Here is an 18,537-nt window from a genome sequence, read left to right on the forward strand (position 1 = left end):
AGTGACGCGATGACGCGTGTAGTGGTGACCGGTGGCAGCGGCAAGCTCGGACGAGCGGTGGTGCGCGACCTCGATGCGCACGGGTACGACGTGGTCCTGCTCGACCGTGTCCCCTCGCCCGACAAGCCCGAGCGTGTCCCGTTCGTGCGGATCGACCTGACCGACCACGGCCAGGTCCTGAACGCCCTGCTCGGCATCGACGACCGGTACGACCACGTCGACGCCGTCGTGCACCTCGCGGCGGTGCCGGCCCCGGGGCAGGTCCCCGACGTGGCCCTCATCACGAACAACGTGACCTCGTCGATCAACGTCTTCCACGCCGCCCGTGCCGCGAAGATCAAGAACGTCGTGTGGGCGTCGAGCGAGACCCTGCTCGGCATCCCGATGGGCGAGCACCACCCGCCCTACCTGCCGGTCGACGAGGAGTTCGCGGTCCGCCCGCAGTCGTCGTACTCCCTCGGCAAGGCGGTGGAAGAGGAGATGGCCCGCCACTTCACCCGCTGGGACCCGGAACTGAAGATGATCGGCCTGCGCTTCTCGAACGTGATGGACGAGACCGACTACCCGGCGTTCCCGTGGGACGCCACCCCCGAGGCGAAGACGTTCAACCTGTGGTCGTACATCGACTCCCGCGACGGGGCCCAGGCCGTCCGCCGGGCACTCGAGGCCGACCTCACCGGGTTCGAAGCGTTCGTCATCGCGAGCCCCGACACGGTGATGGACACCCCGACGATCGAGCTCGTCGAACGCTTCGTGCCGGACATCGAGCGCCGTGCGGACATCGACGGCGTCAGCTCGCTGCTGTCGTCGGAGAAGGCCCGCGAACTCCTCGGCTACACGCCCGAGCACAGCTGGCGCGACCATCGCGCCTGATCGTCAGGCGGCGGGGACGAGCAACCCGTCGAGCACCAGGTCGCGCGCCGCCGGCAGCAGGTCGGCGGCGAGCGCCTGCTCGTCCACGCCGGTGATCTGCGCGAGCGCGCCGGTGATCGCGGCGACGGACAGGTCGCCGTCGCACGCACCCACGAACGCCGCGAGTGCGGTGTCCGCGTCAACCCGGCGCCCGAGCCCGCCGCCCTGCACCAGGGTCATCACGGTGGGGTCGTCGTTGCCCGGCCAGTAGTACCGCTCCTCGGTGACGTCACCGGCCACCGACAGGTGGGCGGCAGCGAGCGCGGCATCGTCGTTCGCGGCGAGCCAGGCGGCCGCGTCGAGGACGCGGGCGACCGTCGCGCCGAGACCCGCGGGGTTGGAGCCGAGCGTCTCGGGGACGCGCTCGAACCGGCGGAGGCCGGACGGGCCTCCCGGCAGGGGTCGACGCACCACGACGTAGCCGAAACCGACGCCGGTGACGCGACGGTCCGCGAAGTCGTCGAGCCAGGCGCTCATCAGGGTGTCGAACTCGGCCGTGCCGGGCTTCGTCCCGCCGTCGCGGATCCAGGTCTCGGCGTAGGACGTCGGGTCCTGCCGCTCGCGCTCGATCACCCACACGTCGAGGTCGGTGTCGGCGAACCAGCCACGCACACGGTCCAGGCCGTCGATGCCCCAGTGGTACTCCCAGTTACCCAGGAGCTGAGCGGTGCCGCCGGGCTCCAGGTGGGCCTCGAGGCCGCGGAGCACCGTCTCGACCAGGGCGTCGCCGACCATGCCGCCGTCGCGGTACTCGTACGACGGGACGCCCTCGCGACGGGGCGTGATGACGAAGGGCGGGTTCGAGACGATCCGGTCGAAGCGCTCCCCCGCGACCGGCTCGAACAGCGAGCCGAACCGGAAGTCGATGCCGTCGATGCCGTTGAGTCGGGCGTTGAACCGGGCGATGTCGAGGGCACGGCGCGAGATGTCGGTGGCGACCACCTGGTCGGCGAAGCGCCGCGCGTGCATGGCCTGGATGCCGCACCCGGTGCCGAGGTCGAGCACCCGCTCGACCGGGACGGGCACCTGCAGGCCGCTCAGCGTCGTGGTGGCGCCGCCGATGCCGAGGACGTGCTCCTCGCTGATCGCGTGCCCGAGGGCGAGCTCGCCGAGGTCGGAGACGATCCACCAGCTGCCGGCGCCGAGGTCGTCGACGAAGGCGTAGGGGCGTAGGTCGACGGTGGGGTGCACGAGCACGTCGGCACCGCCGCCTTCGCCTTGGCCGTCGCTGCGCAGCAGACCCGCGGCGACGACGGCGTCGAGCCCGGCGGTCGGGAACGCCGCGGCGGCCTCGGCACGCGCCACCGGCAGGCCGAGCACGAACAGCGTCGCCAGGGTGCCGAGCGGCGTGGTCTCGCGGGCGGCGAGCGCACGGAGCGCGGCGACCCGCGAACCGCGGTGCAGCGATGCGGCGGCCTCGGCGCCCCACAGCGAGTCGAGCCGCTCGACGGTGAAGCCGGCCGCCGTCAGGTCCGCGGCGAGCGCCGTGGTGACAGCAGGGTCCGCGACGATCGACGGCAGCGTGTGCACGGCGTCCACGCCGGTGCCCGCGCCGGCGCTCACGACGCGATCCCCTCGCGCAGCAGCGCCGCGGGGACCTGCCAGTCGAGCACCAGGTCGAGGAGCCCGGGGAACCGCTGCTGCACGTCCTCGACGCGGACGCGGCTGACACGGGTCAGGCCCTCCAGGTGCTGCTCGAGCAGACCGGCCTCGCGCAGGACCCGGAAGTGGTGGGTCAGCGTGGACTTCGGCCGGTCGATGCCGACCCAGCCGCAGCTGCGCTCACCCCCGGCCGCGTCGACCAGGTAGCGGTGCAGGATCGCGAGCCGGATCGGATCGCTCAGGGCGTCCATCACGACCGGGAGGTCCATCTCGGCCACGGACGGCTGCGGCAGCCGTTCAGGAGCATCGACGTGCGCGGGCATGGACGGGACGCTACCACCGTTCGGCTTGCTGTACGACTTGCGTCGAACTGGTCGAGTGCGGTACGAATTCAGTCGTACTGCACGGAGATGGAAAGGGGTGCGCATGCACCAGTCAGCTCGTTCGGTCGCCGGGTTCTGGATCCTGGCGGCGATGCTCCTGGTCTCGGTCGCGTCGTCGGCCGTTCCGTCGCCCATCTACCCGGTCTACGCAGCCGAATGGCACCTCACCCCGCTCATGCTCACCGGGGTCTTCGCCATCTACGTCGCCGGCCTGCTGGCGAGTCTGCTCGTCGCGGGTCGCCTGTCCGACCACGTCGGCCGCAAGCCCGTGCTGGTCGTCGGTGGCCTGGGCGTGGCGCTGTCGCTCGGCCTGTTCGCGATGGCGGACGGGGTCGTCGCACTCATCGTCGACCGGATCGTGCAGGGCGTCTCGGTCGGGCTGCTCATCGGGGCTCTCGGCGCGGCCCTCATCGACAACTCCCTCGAACGCCACCCCACCATGGCCGGCGTGCTGAACGGCGTCATCCCGCCGATCGCCCTGGCCACCGGCGCGATGTCGAGCGGCGCACTGGTGCAGTGGGGTCCGGCGCCCGAGCAGCTCGTCTACCTGCTGTTCGGCGCGCTCCTCGTGCTGCTGGTGCTCGCGCTGTTCGTCGTCCCCGAGCAGGTGCAGCGCCGCCCCGGTGCACTCCGGTCCCTGCGCCCGACGATCAGCGTGCCGCGGTCCTCACGCCGGCTGTTCCGCGGCGTCGCCGGCTCGCTCGTCGCCAGCTGGGCCCTCGGCGGCATGTTCCTGTCGCTCGTCCCCTCGGCGCTCGGCACGGTGTTCGGCATCACGAACCACTTCGCCGCCGGTGCGCTCATCGCCGTGGTCACCGGCGTCGGCGCCCTGACCGGCCTGGCGATCCAGCGGATGGACACCCGTCGCGCGGTCCTGCTCGGGCTCGTCGCGCTCGTCCTCGGCCCGATCGTCACCGTGTCGTTCGTGTTCGCACACTCCCTGCCGGGCATGGTCGTCGGCAGCGCGATCGCCGGTGTCGGCTTCGGCGCCGGGTTCCAGGCGCCGCTGCGGATGCTGCTCGCCACCGCCGCCCCGACCCACCGCGCCGGACTGCTCTCCACGATCTACGTCGTCAGCTACCTGGCGTTCGGGGTGCCCTCGGTCATCGGCGGGCTGCTCGAGCCCTCGGTCGGTCTGGTCCCGGTGATCGCCGGGTACGGCGGCTTCATCGTGCTCGCCGCGGTCGTCGCCCTCGTGCTGCAGCTGTCGTCGACGGACGCCGCCGAGGTCGAGGAGCACGCCGCCGAGGTCATCGAGTGCACCGCGACGGGCTCGGTCCGGGTGGCATCCGCCGACTAGCGGGCTGTCCGCCTGGTGCGCGCACGCACCCCGACCGTCCGCGCCGCACCGGTGTGCGCAGCATCGACGTCGGCCTTGCCTCGGTCCGCGGCCTCGCGCAGGCGCTTCGGCCCGTGCCGCTTGGCCCAGTCCCAGAAGCGGTGCAGCTGCGCCCGGAGCCACGTGATGATCCTGTGGAAGAAGTGGAACTCGCTCGCCAGCACGGTGAGACCGATGAACACGACGAGCCACCCCGGGCCCGGCAGCGGCACCAGGATCAACCCGACGATGACGACGATCCCGCCGACGATGCCGACCAGCACCTTGTAGAGCAGGTGCACGTGCGGCCGCGCGTGGATCCACGTGCGCAGGCGGTGGAACCACTGAAAGCGCTGGCGCGGCGCGCCGTCGGCCCGGGCGTCGCCGGGTCGGTCGTTCGGGTCGCCGTCCATGCCGAAAACGTAGGGCGCGCGGCTGGGAATCAGCGGCGCAGGCGGTGGACGCGGGGTGCGCATGCCGGGAGGCACGGGGCCGGGGCAGGCCGCGCCTCCCGGCCGTCAGGCGGCACCGATCGCGTACCCCTCACGCGTGCGCGACGCACGTCGCCGCCCACGGGACGGCGGCAAGCCGGGCCTCCGGGATCGACTCACCGCCGACCGCGCAGCGGCCGTAGGTGCCGTCGTCGAGTCGTGCGAGCGCTGCGTCCACCTGGCGGATCCGCAGCCGGGCGCCGTCGCGGACCGCACCGAGCGAGCCGCGTTCCCAGGCCAGGGTCGCGCCCTCCGGGTCGTGCTCGTCGTCGGAGTTCGCGTCCTGCCGGGCGTCGCTGACGTCGCGCATGCTCCGCTCGACCGCAGCGAGCAGCCGTGCGTTGCGGACGCGTTCGGCCTCGAGCGCGGGGCGGGGGTCCTCCATGCCGGCCACGGTAGTCGCGGCGGAATGGCCCTGCCTCCGGATGCGTTCGCATGGACATGACGAAGATCGGGTTCCTGTCGTTCGGACACTGGCGTGACGTGCCGGGGTCGAAGGTACGCAGCGGGCGGGAGGCCCTGGTACAGGCGATCGACCTCGCCGTCGCAGCCGAGGAAGCCGGCGTCGACGGCGCCTACTTCCGCGTCCACCACTTCGCACCGCAGCAGGCCGCACCGTTCCCGCTGCTCTCCGCCATCGCCGCGAAGACCAGCCGGATCGAGATCGGCACCGGCGTCATCGACATGCGCTACGAGAACCCGCTCTACATGGCGGAAGAAGCCGCGGCCACCGACCTCATCTCGGGAGGGCGACTGCAGCTCGGTGTCTCGCGGGGATCACCCGAGACCGCCCTCGCCGGCTACCAGCAGTTCGGCTACGTGCCCGACGCCGCTGACGAGAACGGCGGTGACATGGCCCGTGCGCACACCGACGTGTTCCGCCGCGCGATCGCCGGCGAGCCGATGGCCCATGCCAATCCGCAGATGACCGGCTCGGTCGGGTCCCTGCCGATCTCCCCGCTGTCCGACTCGCTCGGCGACCGCATCTGGTGGGGCGCCGGCACCCGCGCCACCGCGGAGTGGACCGCCGAGCACGGCATGAACCTGATGTCCTCGACCCTGCTGACCGAGGACACCGGTGTGCCGTTCGACCAGCTGCAGGCCGAGCAGATCGAGCGCTTCCGCCGGGTGTGGTCCGAGTCGGGCTGGGACCGCGAACCGCGCGTCTCGGTCTCGCGCAGCATCATCCCGATCATCGACGACGAGTCGCGCCACTACTTCGGCGTGCGCGCGCAGGTCGAGGGGCAGGACCAGGTCGGGCACCTCGACGGCGGGCTGGCCCGGTTCGGCCGGTCCTACATCGGTGAGCCCGAGCATCTCGTCGCGGAACTCGCGGCCGACCAGGCCGTCCGGGCTGCCGACACCGTGCTCGTCACCGTGCCGAACCAGCTCGGCGTGGACTTCAACGCCCGGCTGCTCGCCGCCGTGCAGGACGTGTTCACCGAGGTCGACGCGGAGCCAGTCCCCGCCTGACCCCGGATCGGGATCGGGCTCGGGATCGGGCTCGGGCTCAGCCGTTCGGCCAGAGCAGCCGGAACCGCTCGCACACGACCGGCATGTCCGGCGCGAACCCGCGCGGGTTCTCCGAGTGTGCGCGCCAGAACGCCTCGTGCACGGTCCGCCAGTGCTCGAGCGTCCGGTCCCCTTCCCCCTCGGCCCAGGCGTGGTCCGCGCCGACCTGGTCGAACGGCACCACCCGGACCACCGTCGTCTCGATGACGGCACGGGGCGCACCGGAGCCGTCGGTCACGATGCCCAACTCGTCGGCTGCCGGCAGCGGGTCACCGGTCGCCTCGTAGTCCCAGAGCGACGACGCCGTGCCGACCTTGACCCCGTCGACCACGAGCTGCAGGAGCGCGTCCGCCTGCTCCGGGGTCGCGCCGAAGGACCACGCCTCCGGCACGGCCGTCGGGAGACTCGGACGCTCACGGCGTCGCGCGGTCCAGAAGTCGTCGAGCGTCGAGGGCACGCCCCGACCGTAGTGCACCGGCCCGGTCCCCCCTTGTGCTGACACCCGGCTGGGGACTGGGGCGAGGCCGACCGCGCTCCTAGGCTCGGGAGCGTCGATCCACCCCGCACCTCGAGGAGCAACCGTGACGCTGCCGGCCGCAGGCTGGTTCCCGGACCCGCAGGACGCCCGTCGTCTGCGCTGGTGGGACGGTCGCACCTGGGGCGCAGCCACGCGAGTCCCTGCGGCCGCCACGGAACCGGTCACGCCGATCGTCGTCGCTCCGGTGGGGCCGTCGTTCTCGGTGCAGACCGCGGCGATCCGGACGGACGCGTGGGCATCGGGCACCACCGGCGACCGTCGGCTCGGTGTGTTCACGGTGCTCGCGGTGCTGCTCGCCGTGGTCTCGGTCGTCGCGAACCCCTGGGGCCTGGCGGGACTGCTCGCGGTGGCCTGCGGCGTCATCGGCATCGTCCGTCCCGGGGCCGTCGGCGCCTGGGCGGTCCTGGCGCGGAGCGCTTCGGCGAGCGCGCTCGTCGTCGCGGTGACGACGACGGTCATCGCCGCGTCGGCCCAGTTCCAGCTGTTCTGAGCGCGCAGAGCGCGCCTACCGCCGCGCCCGAGGGTGCGCCGTCTGGTACACGTCCCGCAGCATGTCCGCCGTGACCATCGTGTAGATCTGCGTCGTCGCGACACTCGCGTGCCCGAGCAACTCCTGCACCACGCGCACATCAGCACCACCCTCGAGCAGGTGCGTCGCGAACGAGTGCCGGAACGTGTGCGGTGACACGTGCGCCTCCAGGTCGGCGGCAGCAGCGGCGGCCTGGATCACGAGCCAGGCGCTCTGCCGTGACAACCGCGCTCCACGGGCACCGAGGAACAGCGCCGGTGTGGAGGGCCCGCGCGCAGCGAACACCGGCCGTGCGCGCACCAGGTAGGCGTCGATCGCGGCCCGGGCGAAGCTGCCGAGCGGCACGATCCGCTGCTTGTTGCCCTTGCCGGTGACCTTCACGACGGAGAGCTCGCCGTCAGCGTCCGACAGCGTCGTCACGTCGTCGACCGACAGCCCCACCGCCTCGGAGATCCGCGCGCCGGTGGCGTAGAGCAGCTCGAGCAGGGCCTTGTCCCGCAGCTGGACGGGGTCGTCGGCGTCGACGGACACTGCCCCGAGCAGCCGTTCCATGTCCTCGACGGGGATCGCCTTCGGCAGCCGCATCGGGGCCTTCGGCGGCCGGACGGCGGTGCCGGGGTCGAGCGGAAGCCAGCCCTCCCCCGCGGCGAAGGCCGTGAACGAGCGCACCGAACTGAGCATCCGCGCGATCGACCGCGGTGCGAGCGGACCCGACGGCCGAGTCGCCAGGTGCTCGACGAACCCCGAGACATCTGCCCGTGCCAGGCGAGCGACGTCCTGCAGCACCGAGGAGCCCCCGGCCCGGTCCGCGCCGTCCGATTCGACCACCGGTGCGGACTCGAGCCAATCGGTGAACACGGCAAGGTCCCGCCGGTACGCGGACAACGTGTGCTGCGAGAGCCCCCGCTCGATCGCGACGTGCCGCAGGTAGGTCTCCACGGCACGGTCGAGGGGCATCACCTCAGCAGGCTAACCGGCGCGGGGCAACCCACCCGTCAGTGCAACGCCTCGTCCGGTGCGCCCACGCGGAACCCGGTGAACGTCACGGTCAGCCCGGCCCGCGTCGGCCCGGCGCACAGCAGCCCCGCGGACACGTCGGCGTCCGGGTCGAGGTACGCGACCCGGACGAGGCGGGACTCGTCACCCTCGGCCCACGCCCGGATCGTCACGGCGTCACCATCGCGGCTCGCGCGGACGGTCACCACCCGGCCCGTCCACTCCGGCACGGGCGACACCGACCAGTCCGAGAACCCATGCGTCACCACGGCGCCGAGCTGCGGCGCTCCGTCCGAGAACTCCACGCCGGCCTTGATCCAGGTCTGTTCGTCGACGCGCAGGAACACCCCGGCCTGGTCGAACTGCTCGGTGAAGCCGAGCACGAACGACGCCTCGACCGAGAACGGCCCGTCCGTCGGCTGCAGCAGCGCGTGCTCGGAGTCGTGCACGAACCCGTACGAGGTGCTCCGCCAGGCGTCACTGCCCTCGACCGCGGTGACGCGGAACACGTCGCCGTCGAACTCGGCGGCCTCCGGCTCGTGCGTCCACGTACCCGTGGCGACCAGGTCGCGCAGACCGTCGGCCGCGGACCCGCTCACTTGCCGCGCTGTTCGATGGCCTCGACGGCGAGCGTCGCGACGACGAGGGCCGAGTTGTTGAGCCGACCGCCCAGGATCCCCTCGAGCAGCTCCGCCCGCGGGACCCAGCGCGTCACGATGTCGGCCTCTTCCGCCTCGCGCTCGAACGCGGACTCGGTCGACCGGACACCGCGCGCCCGGTAGATCTGGATGAACTCGTCGCTGCCACCCGACGACGTGTTGTAGCGGACCAGGGGCTCCCACGTGTCGGCCTCGAGGTCGGCCTCCTCGCCCAGCTCGCGCTTGGCGGCCGTCAGGTGGTCCTCGCCCTCCATGTCGAGCAGACCCGCGGGCAGCTCCCAGTCGCGCAGCCGCACCGGGTGCCGGTACTGCTGGATGACCAGGACGCGGCCCTCGTCGTCCTCGGCGTACACGGCGACGGCACCCGTGTGGTCGATGTACTCGCGGACCATCGAGCCGCCGTTGTAGGCGACGGTGTCGCGGCGCACGTCCCAGACGGCTCCCTCGTACACGACGGTGGATTCGGTGACCTCGAAGGAGGCGGACTCGTCAGCGATCGGTGCGTCTGTCACGTCTCCATCCAAGCACGCGCGCACCTGACGCCCCCATCGGAACCAGGTTCCGGACACAGCACCGCGTCGTTCCGTGGTTCCGCGTCCGGAACCAGGTTCCGTGGCCGCGACCCAGGGACGGACGGGAGGCGCGGTGCCAGCTGGCACCGCGCCTCCCGTCCGATCATGAGACCGGCGCTTACGCGACCTGCTCCTCGGTCTGCGGGTCGAACAGGCTGGACGCCTCGTGGCGCTCGATCGCAGCCGCGACGAGCCCCGCGAACAGCGGGTGCGCATCGGTCGGACGCGAGCGGAGCTCCGGGTGCGCCTGCGTGGCGATGTAGAACGGGTGCACGTCGCGAGGGAGCTCGACGTACTCCACCAGCGTGCCGTCGGGCGACGTGCCCGAGAAGACGAGGCCGGCGTCCGCGATCTGCTCGCGGTACTTGTTGTTCACCTCGTAGCGGTGACGGTGCCGCTCGGAGGCCTCCGGCGCACCGTACAGCTCCGCCGCCAGCGAGCCCTCGGTGAACGACGCCGGGTACAGGCCCAGGCGCATCGTGCCGCCCAGGTCGCCACCGGCGATGATGTCCACCTGCTCCGCCATCGTCGCGATGACCGGGGTCGAGGTCTCCGGGTCGAACTCGGTGCTCGACGCGTCGGTCAGACCGACCTCGTGGCGGGCGTACTCGATGACCATGCACTGCAGGCCGAGGCACAGGCCGAGCGTCGGGATGCCCTGCTCACGCGCGAACTTCAGCGCGCCGAGCTTGCCCTCGATGCCGCGCACGCCGAACCCGCCGGGGATGCAGATGCCGTCGACGTCGCCGAGCTGCTTCGCCGCGCCCTCGGGCGTGGTGCAGTCGTCGGACACGACCCACTTCAGCGTCACCTTGGCGTCGTGCGCGAAGCCGCCCGCACGGAGCGCCTCGGTGACCGACAGGTAGGCGTCCGGCAGGTCGATGTACTTGCCGACCAGGGCGATCGTGACGGCCTTCTTCGGCTCGTGCACGGCCTTCAGCACCGGGGTCCACGCGGTCCAGTCGACTGGACCGGCATCGAGCTTGAGCGCGTCGACGATGACCTGGTCGAGGCCCTGGTTGTTCAGCAGCGTCGGCAGGTCGTAGATCGAGGGGACGTCGACGGCGTTCACCACGGCGTCCTCGTCCACGTCGCACATCAGCGCGATCTTGCGCTTGTTCGACTCCGACACCGGACGGTCGCTGCGCAGCACGAGCGCGTCGGGCTGGATGCCGATCGAGCGGAGCGCGGCGACGGAGTGCTGCGTCGGCTTGGTCTTCTGCTCACCCGAGGCGTTCATGAACGGCACCAGCGAGACGTGCACGAAGAACACGTTGTTGCGGCCGAGCTCGTGCCGCACCTGTCGGGCGGACTCGATGAACGGCTGCGACTCGATGTCGCCGACGGTGCCACCGACCTCGGTGATGATGACGTCGGGCTGCGGGTCGTTCTGCGCCTGCTCGCGCATCCGCCGCTTGATCTCGTCGGTGATGTGCGGGATGACCTGCACCGTGTCGCCGAGGTACTCGCCGCGACGCTCCTTGGCGATCACGGTCGAGTACACCTGACCGGTCGTGACGTTCGCGGCCTGCGACAGGTTGATGTCGAGGAAGCGCTCGTAGTGCCCGATGTCGAGGTCCGTCTCCGCACCGTCGTCGGTCACGAAGACCTCGCCGTGCTGGAACGGGTTCATGGTGCCCGGGTCCACGTTGAGGTACGGGTCGAGCTTCTGCATGACGACCTTGAGGCCGCGAGCCGTGAGCAGGTTGCCGAGGCTGGCCGCCGTCAGGCCCTTGCCGAGAGACGAGACGACCCCGCCGGTCACGAAGATCTGCTTCGTCACCTTCGGGGTCGAGATCGAAGAATTGGTACCGCCGCTGAGAGTGTCCGCCACGGGATTCCATCGTACGTCAGAACTGCCGGGAGGCGCGACCTCGGTTCGCCGTGGGCGTTGCGCGGGTGGGCGGCCGGGTCCTCGGGCCGTGGCCGGGTCCGGGTCCGGTCCCGGGGACAGTACCCGCGTGCCTGGTCGTCAGGCCCGCTGGCCGGCCACGTCGAGCAGCTCGCGTGCGTGCTCGATGCCACTGGCGCTGTCGCCGAGTCCGGAGAGCAGCCGTGCCATCTCCTGCAACCGGTCCTCGCCCTCGAGCCGGCGCACGCTCGACGACGTGACGGCCCCGCTGGCGTCCTTCACGACGTTGAGGTGGTTGTTCGCGAAGGCCGCGACCTGGGCCAGGTGCGTGACGACGATGACCTGCGTGCGCTCGGCGAGCTTCGCCAGCCGTCGGCCGATCTCGATCGCCGCCGCCCCACCGACACCGGCGTCGACCTCGTCGAAGACGAACGTCGGCACCGTGGTGCTGCCGGCCATGACGACCTCGATCGCGAGCATCACGCGGGACAGCTCACCGCCGGACGCACCCTTGCCGATCGGCCGGGGGTCGGTGCCGGAGTGCGGCTGGAGCAGGATCGTGACCTGGTCACGGCCGTGGCGGCGGTACTCGCCGGCGTCGGTGACCTCGACCACCAGGGTCGCACCACCCATCGCGAGGGTCTTCAGCTCAGCGGTCACGCGCTTCGCCAGGTCGGCCGCGGCCTTGGTGCGCGCCGTGGTGAGCGCGGCGGCGGCGGTCTCGAGCGCCTGCTCGTCCTGCTCGACCGACTGCTGCAACGCCGCGATCCGGTCGTCGTCGCCGTCGAGCTCGAGCAGCCGGTCGCTCGCGCGCTGTCCGTAGGCGATGACGTCGTCCACCGTCTCGCCGTACTTGCGGGTGAGGCCGGCCAGCAGGGCACGGCGTTCGTTGATGAGCTCGAGGTCGTGCCCGGCCTCGGGTTCCAGGGAACCGAGGTAGCTCGAGATGCTCGCCGAGGCCTCGGCCGCCTGGATCCCGAGCTCCGTGAGCTGCTCGAGCACCGGCTGCAGAGCACTGTCCGACGACACGACGCGCTCCACGGCACGGCGTGCGGACTCGACCAGGCCGACCACGTCGGAGACTCCGTCGAGGGACTCGCTGGACAACGCCTCGTGCGCCAGGGCCGCGGACAACCGGAGTTCCTCGAGGTTCCCCAGCCGTTCGGCGCGCTCGGCCAGCTCGACGTCCTCGCCGGGCTGCGGGTCGGCGGCCTCGATCTCGTCGGAGGCCGCGCGGATCCGCTCGGCCTCGGCCACCCGGTCGTCCCGGTCGCGGACCAGGACCTCGAGTTCACCGGCGTGCTGCTGCCAGGCGTCGTACGCGGCGACGTACCGGGCGAGGGCCTTCTCGAGCGAGGCTCCCCCGAACCCGTCGAGGGCGGCCCGCTGTGCCGTGGCCGAGGTCAGGCGGATCTGGTCCGACTGCCCGTGCACGGTGACGAGCTGGTCGGCGAGCTCGCCGAGCACCGCCACGGGCGCACTGCGACCGCCCACCGTGGCACGGCTGCGCCCCTCGGCGGAGACCGTGCGGGTGAGGATGAGTTCGCCGTCCTCCACGGTGCCGCCGGCGTCCTCGACGCGTTCGGCGACCGCGTCCTGCTCCGGGACGTGCCAGCGGCCTTCGACGACGGCGCTCGACGCACCGCGGCGCACCGAACCGGCATCGGCCCGCGCACCGAGCAGCAGCCCGAGCGCCGTGACGATCATGGTCTTGCCCGCACCGGTCTCCCCGGTGACGACGGTGAAGCCCGGCCCGAGTTCGAGCGTGGTCTCACCGATGACACCGAGGTCGCGGATCGCGATCTCCTCGATCATCGGTCGTCCTCCGTGCTCATCGATCGTCCTCCGGGCTCAACGGTCGTCCTCGTCGCTCTGGGGGCCGCGCCACCCGGCGACGGGCAGCTGGAACTTCGCGACCAGGCGGTCGGTGAACGGAGCGTCCTTGAGTCGGGCGACACGCACCGGATCGGGCGAACGCCGGACCTCGACACGGGCGCCCGGAGGCAGGTCGTGGGTCCGTCGGCCGTCGCACCAGAGGACACCGACGCCGCTCGTGCGCCGCAGGACCTCGATCGCGAGCGTGCAGTCCGGCCCGACGACGATCGGCCGGGCGAACAGGGCGTGGGCGCTCAGCGGCACCATGAGCAGCGCGTCGACGTCCGGCCACACGATGGGGCCACCGCCGGAGAACGAGTACGCCGTGGAGCCGGTCGGGGTCGACACGACGACGCCGTCGCAGCCGAAGGACGACAGCGGGCGGCCGTCGACCTCGGTCACGACCTCGAGCATCCGCTCCCGCGAGGCCTTCTCGATCGTGGCTTCGTTCAGCGCCCAGCTCGAGTAGACGATCTGGTTGCCCACGACCACGTCGACCTGCAGGGTGACGCGTTCCTCGACGTTGTACTCGCCGGACAGCGCGCGCTCGACCGTCTCGGACAGACCGTCACGCTCGCTCTCGGCCAGGAACCCGACGTGCCCGAGGTTCACCCCGATCAGCGGAGCGCCGGTGTTCCGCACGAGTTCCGCCGCGCGGAGGATCGTGCCGTCACCACCGAGCACGATGACGATCTCGAGCTGGTTCGGCTGGACGTCGACGCCGAGGATGTCGACCTTGCCGACCGACGCTTCGGCACGACGGATGTCGGCGTACTCGTCGAAGGGCATGACGGGCGTGAGACCGGCTGCGTGCAGGAGGTCACAGACCTCGACCGCAGCGTCGATCGAGTCACGGCGACCCGTGTGGGACACGAGCAGGATGTGCCGTTCGTCACTCATGAAGACCCTTCCGTGAGTTCGGTCGCCCGGACTCTCCATTCTGTCGGATTGCCCCCGACACCGCGCTGGAAGCGGGCCAGGTACTCGTGGTTGCCGTGTGTCCCGACGATCGGGGACGCGGCGAGCCCACTGGTGCCGAGGCCCAGGTCCCACGCCGCCCACAGCACGTTCATGAGCGCGTCGTTCCGCAGCCCGGCGTCGTGCACGATGCCCTCGCGCACACCGCCACGGCCCACTTCGAACTGGGGCTTCACCAGGAGCACGAACTCGTCCGCGGGGACGGCTTCGGCCAGCGCCGGCAGCACGAGTCGGAGCGAGATGAAGGACAGGTCCCCCACCACCAGGCTCGTCTCGGCGGCGGCGCCGTCGAGCGCCAGGTAGTCGGCGCGCGTGAGGTTCCGCGCGTTCGTCCCCTCGACCACGGCGACGCGTTCGTCGAGCGCGATGGTGGGGTGCAGCTGTCCGTGGCCCACGTCGAGCGCGATGACACGGCGCGCGCCGCGTGCGAGCAGCACCTGGGTGAACCCGCCGGTGCTCGCGCCCACGTCGAGCACGACCCGGTCGGCGGGGTCGACGTCGAACGCGTCGAGTGCGCCGACGAGCTTCCGGGCGGCGCGCGAGACCCATTCGTCCGCGGCGTCGACCTCGATGTTCGCGTCGGATGCGATCGGCGTCGACGGCTTCAGGACGGCACGGCCGCCCACGAGCACCCGGCCGTCCTGGATCAGCTTGCTGGCGACGGTCCGTGACCGTGCGAGCCCGCGTGCGGCCAGCAGGGCGTCGAGGCGGACCGGCGACGCGTCGTGCACGGCTCCGTCCGGCTCAGGCACTCGCGGAGCCGCCGCTCTCGAGCCGCGTCCGCAGCTCGTCGTGCAGGGCGGAGAAGGCTTCGGCACGGTCGGCGAGCGGCAGGGCCTCGGCCTCGGCTGTGCGCGCGGCGAAGGCGTCCTGCTGCTCGGGTTCGGCGGACGGCTGCTCGGGGTTCGGCACGTCCGACACGCTACTCGCCGCCGTACAGCTGCGGGTCCACGTCGAGGCCGTAGATGGCCAACCCGGACTCCCAGATGAGCGTCGAGCCGGCACGGAGCCGATCGATGTCCGTCCCGGCGTCGAGCACCCGGACGACGTGCCCGCGCATCGCCACCGTCGAGGTCCCGACGGTCACGTACCGGGTGCCGTCCTCGTCCTCGCGCCGCGCCGTCTCCGGGTAGGGCTGGGACAGCCCCCGGAGGTCTTCGAGCACGTACGTGGGACGCGAGCGCTGGTCGGCCGCGAGCACCTGCTTCGCCTTGTCGATGCCGGTGAGCACGAGCACGCTCGGGATCCCGGCGTCGTTCGCGCCCTTGATGTCGGTGTCCAGCCGGTCCCCGATGAACAGGGTCCGACCGCCGCCGAAGCGCTCGACCGCCGTGTCGAAGATCGGCCGCTCGGGCTTGCCGGCGACGACGGGCATCCTGCCGACTGCCTGGTGCACGGCGGACACGAGCGTGCCGTTGCCGGGTGCGATGCCCCGCTCGACCGGGATCGACCAGTCCATGTTCGTGGCCACCCACGGCACGTCAGGGTCGGCCAGGGCGAACGAGGCCTCGGCCAGTTCCTTCCAGCCGAGGTCCGGCGAGAAGCCCTGGATGACCGCGGCCGGGGAGTCCTCGGCACTCGAGGTGACCGTGAACCCGGCTGCCTCGACGATGCTCGACAGGCCGAGCCCGCCGGTGACCAGGACGGTCGATCCGGCCGGCACCAGGGTCGCGAGCAGCTGGACGCCGGCCTGCGACGAGGTGACGACGTCGCCCTCGGACACCTCGAGCCCGTAGCGCTCGAGGTGCTCGGCGACGTCGATCGGGCGGCGCGACGCGTTGTTCGTGATGTAGCCGACCCGCGCCGTGAGCGATGCCCGGGTCAGGGCTTCGACCGCGTGCGGGATGGCGTTGCGGCCGCGGTAGACGACGCCGTCGAGGTCGGTGAGGACCACGTCGACGCCGTCGGTCAAGGCCGCCGAGTGTTCAGTCGGCTGCGGAGCCGTCGACGTCGCGGGGGTTGTCGTCGTCGATCTCGCCGGGCTCGTCGGCTGCGGAGGTGTCGTCGTCGAGGTCGTCGAGGGCGGGTTCGTCATCGAGGTCGTCGGCGGATTCGTCGTCGCCGTCGAGTTCGTCGGTCGCGACGTCGTCGGCTCCGAGGTCATCGGCGTCGTCGTCTCCGGCGTCTCCGTGTTCTTCGACTTCGAGCGTTTCCTCGACCACATCAACTGTCTCCCAAGCGTTGTCGTCCGCGATTTCGGCGAGAGCCGCTGCCGCGCGGTCCACACGGGCCCACCACTCGTCGGCCTCGTCCTGTCGACCGAGCTCCTCGAGCGTGGCCGCGTAAGCACTGTAGAGCGCAGGGGACCACGTGTAGGCGGTGGACGGGTCCAGCTGTGGAATCTCCAGCTCACCGAGGGCCGCTGTGGGATTCCCGAGGTCGAGACGAGCGCCGGACATGGCGATCGCGAGCTCGACCTGCACCGGGGTCTCGAGGGCCGAGCGCTCGACCGAGCGACCGAGTTCGAGTGCCCGCTCCGGACGACCCAGGCCACGCTCGCAGTCCACCATCATCGGCAGCTGGTCGTTGCGACCCGAGATCCGACGGTAGGTGCGGAGTTCCCGGAGCGCGGTGGCGAAGTCGCCGAGGCGGTACGCGGTGATCGCCGCCGTCTCGCGGACGACACCGACACGACCGGCACGACGAGCAGCGCTCAGGGCGTGCTGGTTGGCCGTCTCGGGGTCGTCGTCGACGAAGAGCGCAGCTGCCACGAGGTGACGCGCAACCCAGTCGGCGTTGTCCTTGCTGAGGGTCTTCAGCTCCATCCGGGCCGCCGGGTCGAGGTCGCGCGCCTGGATCTCCTCGGGGATCTCCGGGTCGTCGTGGCGCGGACGGATCGACTTCGTGCCGTACGGGTCGCGGTCTTCCCAGTCGTCGCGCGCGGCCTCACCGAAGCGGGCGCCGGAGTGACGGCTGCCGTCCCCGAAACGACGACGTTCATCACCGCCGTCGCGACCCGGGCGGTCCGACGAACCGCCGCGGAACGGACGGTCGGAGGAACCACCACGGTACGGGCGGTCGCCGTCTCGGGCGGGACGGTCCGAACCACCACGGTACGGGCGGTCCCCGTCACGAGCCGGACGGTCCGAACCACCACGGTACGGGCGGTCGCCGTCACGAGCCGGACGGTCCGAACCACCACGGAACGGACGGTCGCCGTCACGAGCCGGACGGTCAGAGCCACCACGGAACGGGCGGTCGCCATCACGAGCCGGACGGTCCGAGCCAGCACGGAACGGACGGTCCCCATCACGACGCGGACGGTCGGAGCCGCCTTGGAAGGGTCGGTCGCCGTCACGGCGCGGCCGGTCAGAGGATCCGCCACGGTAGGGACGATCACCGTCTCGAGCGGGACGTTCGGACGATCCACCACGGTACGGACGATCGCCATCACGAGCGGGACGGTCCGAACCACCGCGGTACGGGCGGTCGCCATCACGAGCGGGACGGTCCGAGGAGCCGCCACGGAACGGACGGTCCCCATCACGACGCGGACGGTCGGATCCGCCCTGGAACGGTCGGTCGCCGTCACGGCGCGGCCGGTCCGAGCCACCACCACGGAACGGACGATCACCGTCACGAGCCGGGCGGTCCGAGCCACCACGGTGAGGACGATCGCCATCGCGCCGCGGACGATCGGCACCGCGCGGACCATCGCCGCGCGGCGGCCGACCGGAGTGCCCACGGTCGCCCTGCCACGACGGACGGTCGTTCCGGTCGCCGGATCGGAACGGACGATCGCCGTCGCGACGCGGCGCGCTGTCCCGTCGGGGTGTGCCGTCACGGAACGGACGGTCTCCACCCTGCGGACGATCACGACGGTCACCTTCACGGCGCTCGAACTCGCGAGGTCCCGACGACCAACGACCATCGCTCTGGCCGCCCCGCCGCGGAGCGCCGTCGCGACGGGGGAACCGGTCGCCGTCCCGTCGGGGTCGATCTCCGCGGTCCCCGTCGTTCCGCCGCTGATCGTCGTCGTTCGCCACCGTTGCTCCTCATCGCGTGCCCGGTGCAGTGCCTCGGGCGTTCGTCCGCTGTGTCGTTGTGTTGGGTGCCGCGTCGGTCGCCCGACGTCGGCTTCCAGTCCATCACGAACCGGAGCCGGCGTCGAGCGAACGGCGGCAGAAACAGAAATGGCCACCGGCCCCGACCGAGAACGAGGGCTTCCCCTGCGAATTCTCGATGGAGGGCCGATGGCCACATCTTTCATACGTTAAGTCCGGCGGCGTCCTACTCTCCCACAAGGTCCCCCTTGCAGTACCATCGGCGCTGAGAGGCTTAGCTTCCGGGTTCGGAATGTGACCGGGCGTTTCCCTCTCG

General features: G+C 71.6%; 20 protein-coding genes and 1 rRNA gene. 4 read left to right on the plus strand and 17 right to left on the minus strand.

Annotation, left to right across the window (positions count from 1 at the left end):
* The first annotated feature begins 9 nt into the window (after nucleotides 1-9).
* A complete protein-coding gene (locus DEJ35_RS05650) occupies nucleotides 10-873 on the plus strand; it encodes an NAD(P)-dependent oxidoreductase (protein ID WP_071245140.1) in 864 nt (287 codons plus the stop codon).
* A gap of 3 nt (nucleotides 874-876) precedes the next feature.
* Here the strand turns inward: DEJ35_RS05650 and DEJ35_RS05655 are convergent, their stop codons facing one another.
* Both DEJ35_RS05655 and DEJ35_RS05660 read right to left on the minus strand, forming a co-directional pair.
* Nucleotides 877-2,475, minus strand: coding sequence for a methyltransferase (locus DEJ35_RS05655; protein ID WP_258378438.1), 1,599 nt, complete (start codon nucleotides 2,473-2,475; stop codon nucleotides 877-879).
* Nucleotides 2,472-2,837 carry a helix-turn-helix transcriptional regulator gene (locus DEJ35_RS05660; protein ID WP_071245119.1) on the minus strand — a complete coding sequence of 122 codons (366 nt, stop codon included), beginning with the start codon at nucleotides 2,835-2,837 and terminating at the stop codon, nucleotides 2,472-2,474. Before DEJ35_RS05660 ends, DEJ35_RS05655 begins: the two co-directional genes overlap by 4 nt.
* A 103-nt stretch (nucleotides 2,838-2,940) precedes the next feature.
* Here DEJ35_RS05660 and DEJ35_RS05665 point away from each other — a divergent pair, with 103 nt between their 5' ends.
* Nucleotides 2,941-4,197: an MFS transporter gene (locus DEJ35_RS05665; RefSeq protein WP_111192240.1), complete on the plus strand. Its 1,257-nt coding sequence runs from the start codon at nucleotides 2,941-2,943 to the stop codon at nucleotides 4,195-4,197.
* On the opposite strand, the gene DEJ35_RS05670 is transcribed toward DEJ35_RS05665, so the two are convergent.
* Both DEJ35_RS05670 and DEJ35_RS05675 read right to left on the minus strand, forming a co-directional pair.
* On the minus strand, nucleotides 4,194-4,628 hold the full coding sequence (locus tag DEJ35_RS05670) for a TIGR02611 family protein (RefSeq protein ID WP_111192241.1): 435 nt from the start codon (nucleotides 4,626-4,628) through the stop codon (nucleotides 4,194-4,196). The genes DEJ35_RS05665 and DEJ35_RS05670 overlap by 4 nt on opposite strands.
* A 130-nt stretch (nucleotides 4,629-4,758) precedes the next feature.
* Entirely contained in the window at nucleotides 4,759-5,091 is a 333-nt protein-coding gene (locus DEJ35_RS05675; RefSeq protein WP_110861078.1) for a TraR/DksA C4-type zinc finger protein, read from the minus strand.
* A gap of 50 nt (nucleotides 5,092-5,141) precedes the next feature.
* Here DEJ35_RS05675 and DEJ35_RS05680 point away from each other — a divergent pair, with 50 nt between their 5' ends.
* A complete protein-coding gene (locus DEJ35_RS05680) occupies nucleotides 5,142-6,179 on the plus strand; it encodes an LLM class flavin-dependent oxidoreductase (protein ID WP_111192242.1) in 1,038 nt (345 codons plus the stop codon).
* Nucleotides 6,180-6,216: 37 nt separating this feature from the next.
* On the opposite strand, the gene DEJ35_RS05685 is transcribed toward DEJ35_RS05680, so the two are convergent.
* A complete protein-coding gene (locus tag DEJ35_RS05685) occupies nucleotides 6,217-6,675 on the minus strand; it encodes an ASCH domain-containing protein (RefSeq protein WP_220032950.1) in 459 nt (152 codons plus the stop codon).
* 124 nt (nucleotides 6,676-6,799) lie between these two features.
* On the opposite strand from DEJ35_RS05685, the gene DEJ35_RS05690 reads away from it, so the two are divergent.
* Nucleotides 6,800-7,246, plus strand: coding sequence for a DUF2510 domain-containing protein (locus tag DEJ35_RS05690; protein WP_181435523.1), 447 nt, complete (start codon nucleotides 6,800-6,802; stop codon nucleotides 7,244-7,246).
* Between the two features lie 15 nt (nucleotides 7,247-7,261).
* Here the strand turns inward: DEJ35_RS05690 and DEJ35_RS05695 are convergent, their stop codons facing one another.
* The 12 genes from DEJ35_RS05695 to rrf form a co-directional block, all read right to left on the minus strand.
* Nucleotides 7,262-8,242 carry a site-specific tyrosine recombinase XerD gene (locus tag DEJ35_RS05695; RefSeq protein WP_111091009.1) on the minus strand — a complete coding sequence of 327 codons (981 nt, stop codon included), beginning with the start codon at nucleotides 8,240-8,242 and terminating at the stop codon, nucleotides 7,262-7,264.
* Between the two features lie 38 nt (nucleotides 8,243-8,280).
* Nucleotides 8,281-8,880, minus strand: coding sequence for a DUF1349 domain-containing protein (locus tag DEJ35_RS05700; protein WP_111192244.1), 600 nt, complete (start codon nucleotides 8,878-8,880; stop codon nucleotides 8,281-8,283).
* The gene (locus DEJ35_RS05705; protein WP_111091011.1) at nucleotides 8,877-9,452 is read right to left on the minus strand and encodes an NUDIX hydrolase; all 576 of its coding nucleotides are present in this window, start codon (nucleotides 9,450-9,452) and stop codon (nucleotides 8,877-8,879) included. Before DEJ35_RS05705 ends, DEJ35_RS05700 begins: the two co-directional genes overlap by 4 nt.
* Nucleotides 9,453-9,630: 178 nt before the next feature.
* Nucleotides 9,631-11,346, minus strand: a complete 1,716-nt coding sequence (locus DEJ35_RS05710) for a CTP synthase (RefSeq protein WP_258369896.1) — start codon at nucleotides 11,344-11,346, stop codon at nucleotides 9,631-9,633.
* Between the two features lie 138 nt (nucleotides 11,347-11,484).
* Nucleotides 11,485-13,179, minus strand: coding sequence for a DNA repair protein RecN (gene recN / locus DEJ35_RS05715; protein WP_111122823.1), 1,695 nt, complete (start codon nucleotides 13,177-13,179; stop codon nucleotides 11,485-11,487).
* Nucleotides 13,180-13,215: 36 nt separating this feature from the next.
* Nucleotides 13,216-14,139 carry an NAD kinase gene (locus tag DEJ35_RS05720; protein WP_071245131.1) on the minus strand — a complete coding sequence of 308 codons (924 nt, stop codon included), beginning with the start codon at nucleotides 14,137-14,139 and terminating at the stop codon, nucleotides 13,216-13,218.
* The gene (locus DEJ35_RS05725; RefSeq protein ID WP_111192245.1) at nucleotides 14,136-14,969 is read right to left on the minus strand and encodes a TlyA family RNA methyltransferase; all 834 of its coding nucleotides are present in this window, start codon (nucleotides 14,967-14,969) and stop codon (nucleotides 14,136-14,138) included. The genes DEJ35_RS05720 and DEJ35_RS05725 overlap by 4 nt, the downstream gene beginning before the upstream one ends.
* A complete protein-coding gene (locus tag DEJ35_RS17235) occupies nucleotides 14,962-15,129 on the minus strand; it encodes a hypothetical protein (RefSeq protein WP_181420091.1) in 168 nt (55 codons plus the stop codon). Before DEJ35_RS17235 ends, DEJ35_RS05725 begins: the two co-directional genes overlap by 8 nt.
* 10 nt (nucleotides 15,130-15,139) lie before the next feature.
* A complete protein-coding gene (locus DEJ35_RS05730; protein WP_111091013.1) occupies nucleotides 15,140-16,129 on the minus strand; it encodes an HAD-IIA family hydrolase in 990 nt (329 codons plus the stop codon).
* 13 nt (nucleotides 16,130-16,142) lie between these two features.
* Nucleotides 16,143-16,982, minus strand: a complete 840-nt coding sequence (locus DEJ35_RS17240; protein ID WP_111091014.1) for a hypothetical protein — start codon at nucleotides 16,980-16,982, stop codon at nucleotides 16,143-16,145.
* Entirely contained in the window at nucleotides 16,973-18,418 is a 1,446-nt protein-coding gene (locus tag DEJ35_RS17245; protein ID WP_181435524.1) for a hypothetical protein, read from the minus strand. Before DEJ35_RS17245 ends, DEJ35_RS17240 begins: the two co-directional genes overlap by 10 nt.
* Nucleotides 18,419-18,434: 16 nt before the next feature.
* Nucleotides 18,435-18,537 (minus strand): 5S ribosomal RNA (gene rrf / locus DEJ35_RS05745); the annotation flags it as partial.

This window comes from Curtobacterium sp. MCPF17_051 (genome assembly GCF_003234595.1).
In the GTDB taxonomy this organism is placed as follows: Bacteria; Actinomycetota; Actinomycetes; order Actinomycetales; family Microbacteriaceae; genus Curtobacterium; species Curtobacterium flaccumfaciens.

Excerpts from the sequence above, each read along its gene's own strand:
- DEJ35_RS05650 (WP_071245140.1), top strand. The coding sequence starts at position 10 with ATGACGCGTGTAGTGGTGACCGGTGGCAGCGGCAAGCTCGGACGAGCG.
- DEJ35_RS05660 (WP_071245119.1), bottom strand. The coding sequence starts at position 2,837 with ATGCCCGCGCACGTCGATGCTCCTGAACGGCTGCCGCAGCCGTCCGTG.
- DEJ35_RS05665 (WP_111192240.1), top strand. The coding sequence starts at position 2,941 with ATGCACCAGTCAGCTCGTTCGGTCGCCGGGTTCTGGATCCTGGCGGCG.
- DEJ35_RS05670 (WP_111192241.1), bottom strand. The coding sequence starts at position 4,628 with ATGGACGGCGACCCGAACGACCGACCCGGCGACGCCCGGGCCGACGGC.
- DEJ35_RS05675 (WP_110861078.1), bottom strand. The coding sequence starts at position 5,091 with ATGGAGGACCCCCGCCCCGCGCTCGAGGCCGAACGCGTCCGCAACGCA.
- DEJ35_RS05680 (WP_111192242.1), top strand. The coding sequence starts at position 5,142 with ATGGACATGACGAAGATCGGGTTCCTGTCGTTCGGACACTGGCGTGAC.
- DEJ35_RS05695 (WP_111091009.1), bottom strand. The coding sequence starts at position 8,242 with ATGCCCCTCGACCGTGCCGTGGAGACCTACCTGCGGCACGTCGCGATC.
- recN (WP_111122823.1), bottom strand. The coding sequence starts at position 13,179 with ATGATCGAGGAGATCGCGATCCGCGACCTCGGTGTCATCGGTGAGACC.
- DEJ35_RS05720 (WP_071245131.1), bottom strand. The coding sequence starts at position 14,139 with ATGAGTGACGAACGGCACATCCTGCTCGTGTCCCACACGGGTCGCCGT.
- DEJ35_RS17240 (WP_111091014.1), bottom strand. The coding sequence starts at position 16,982 with ATGGAGCTGAAGACCCTCAGCAAGGACAACGCCGACTGGGTTGCGCGT.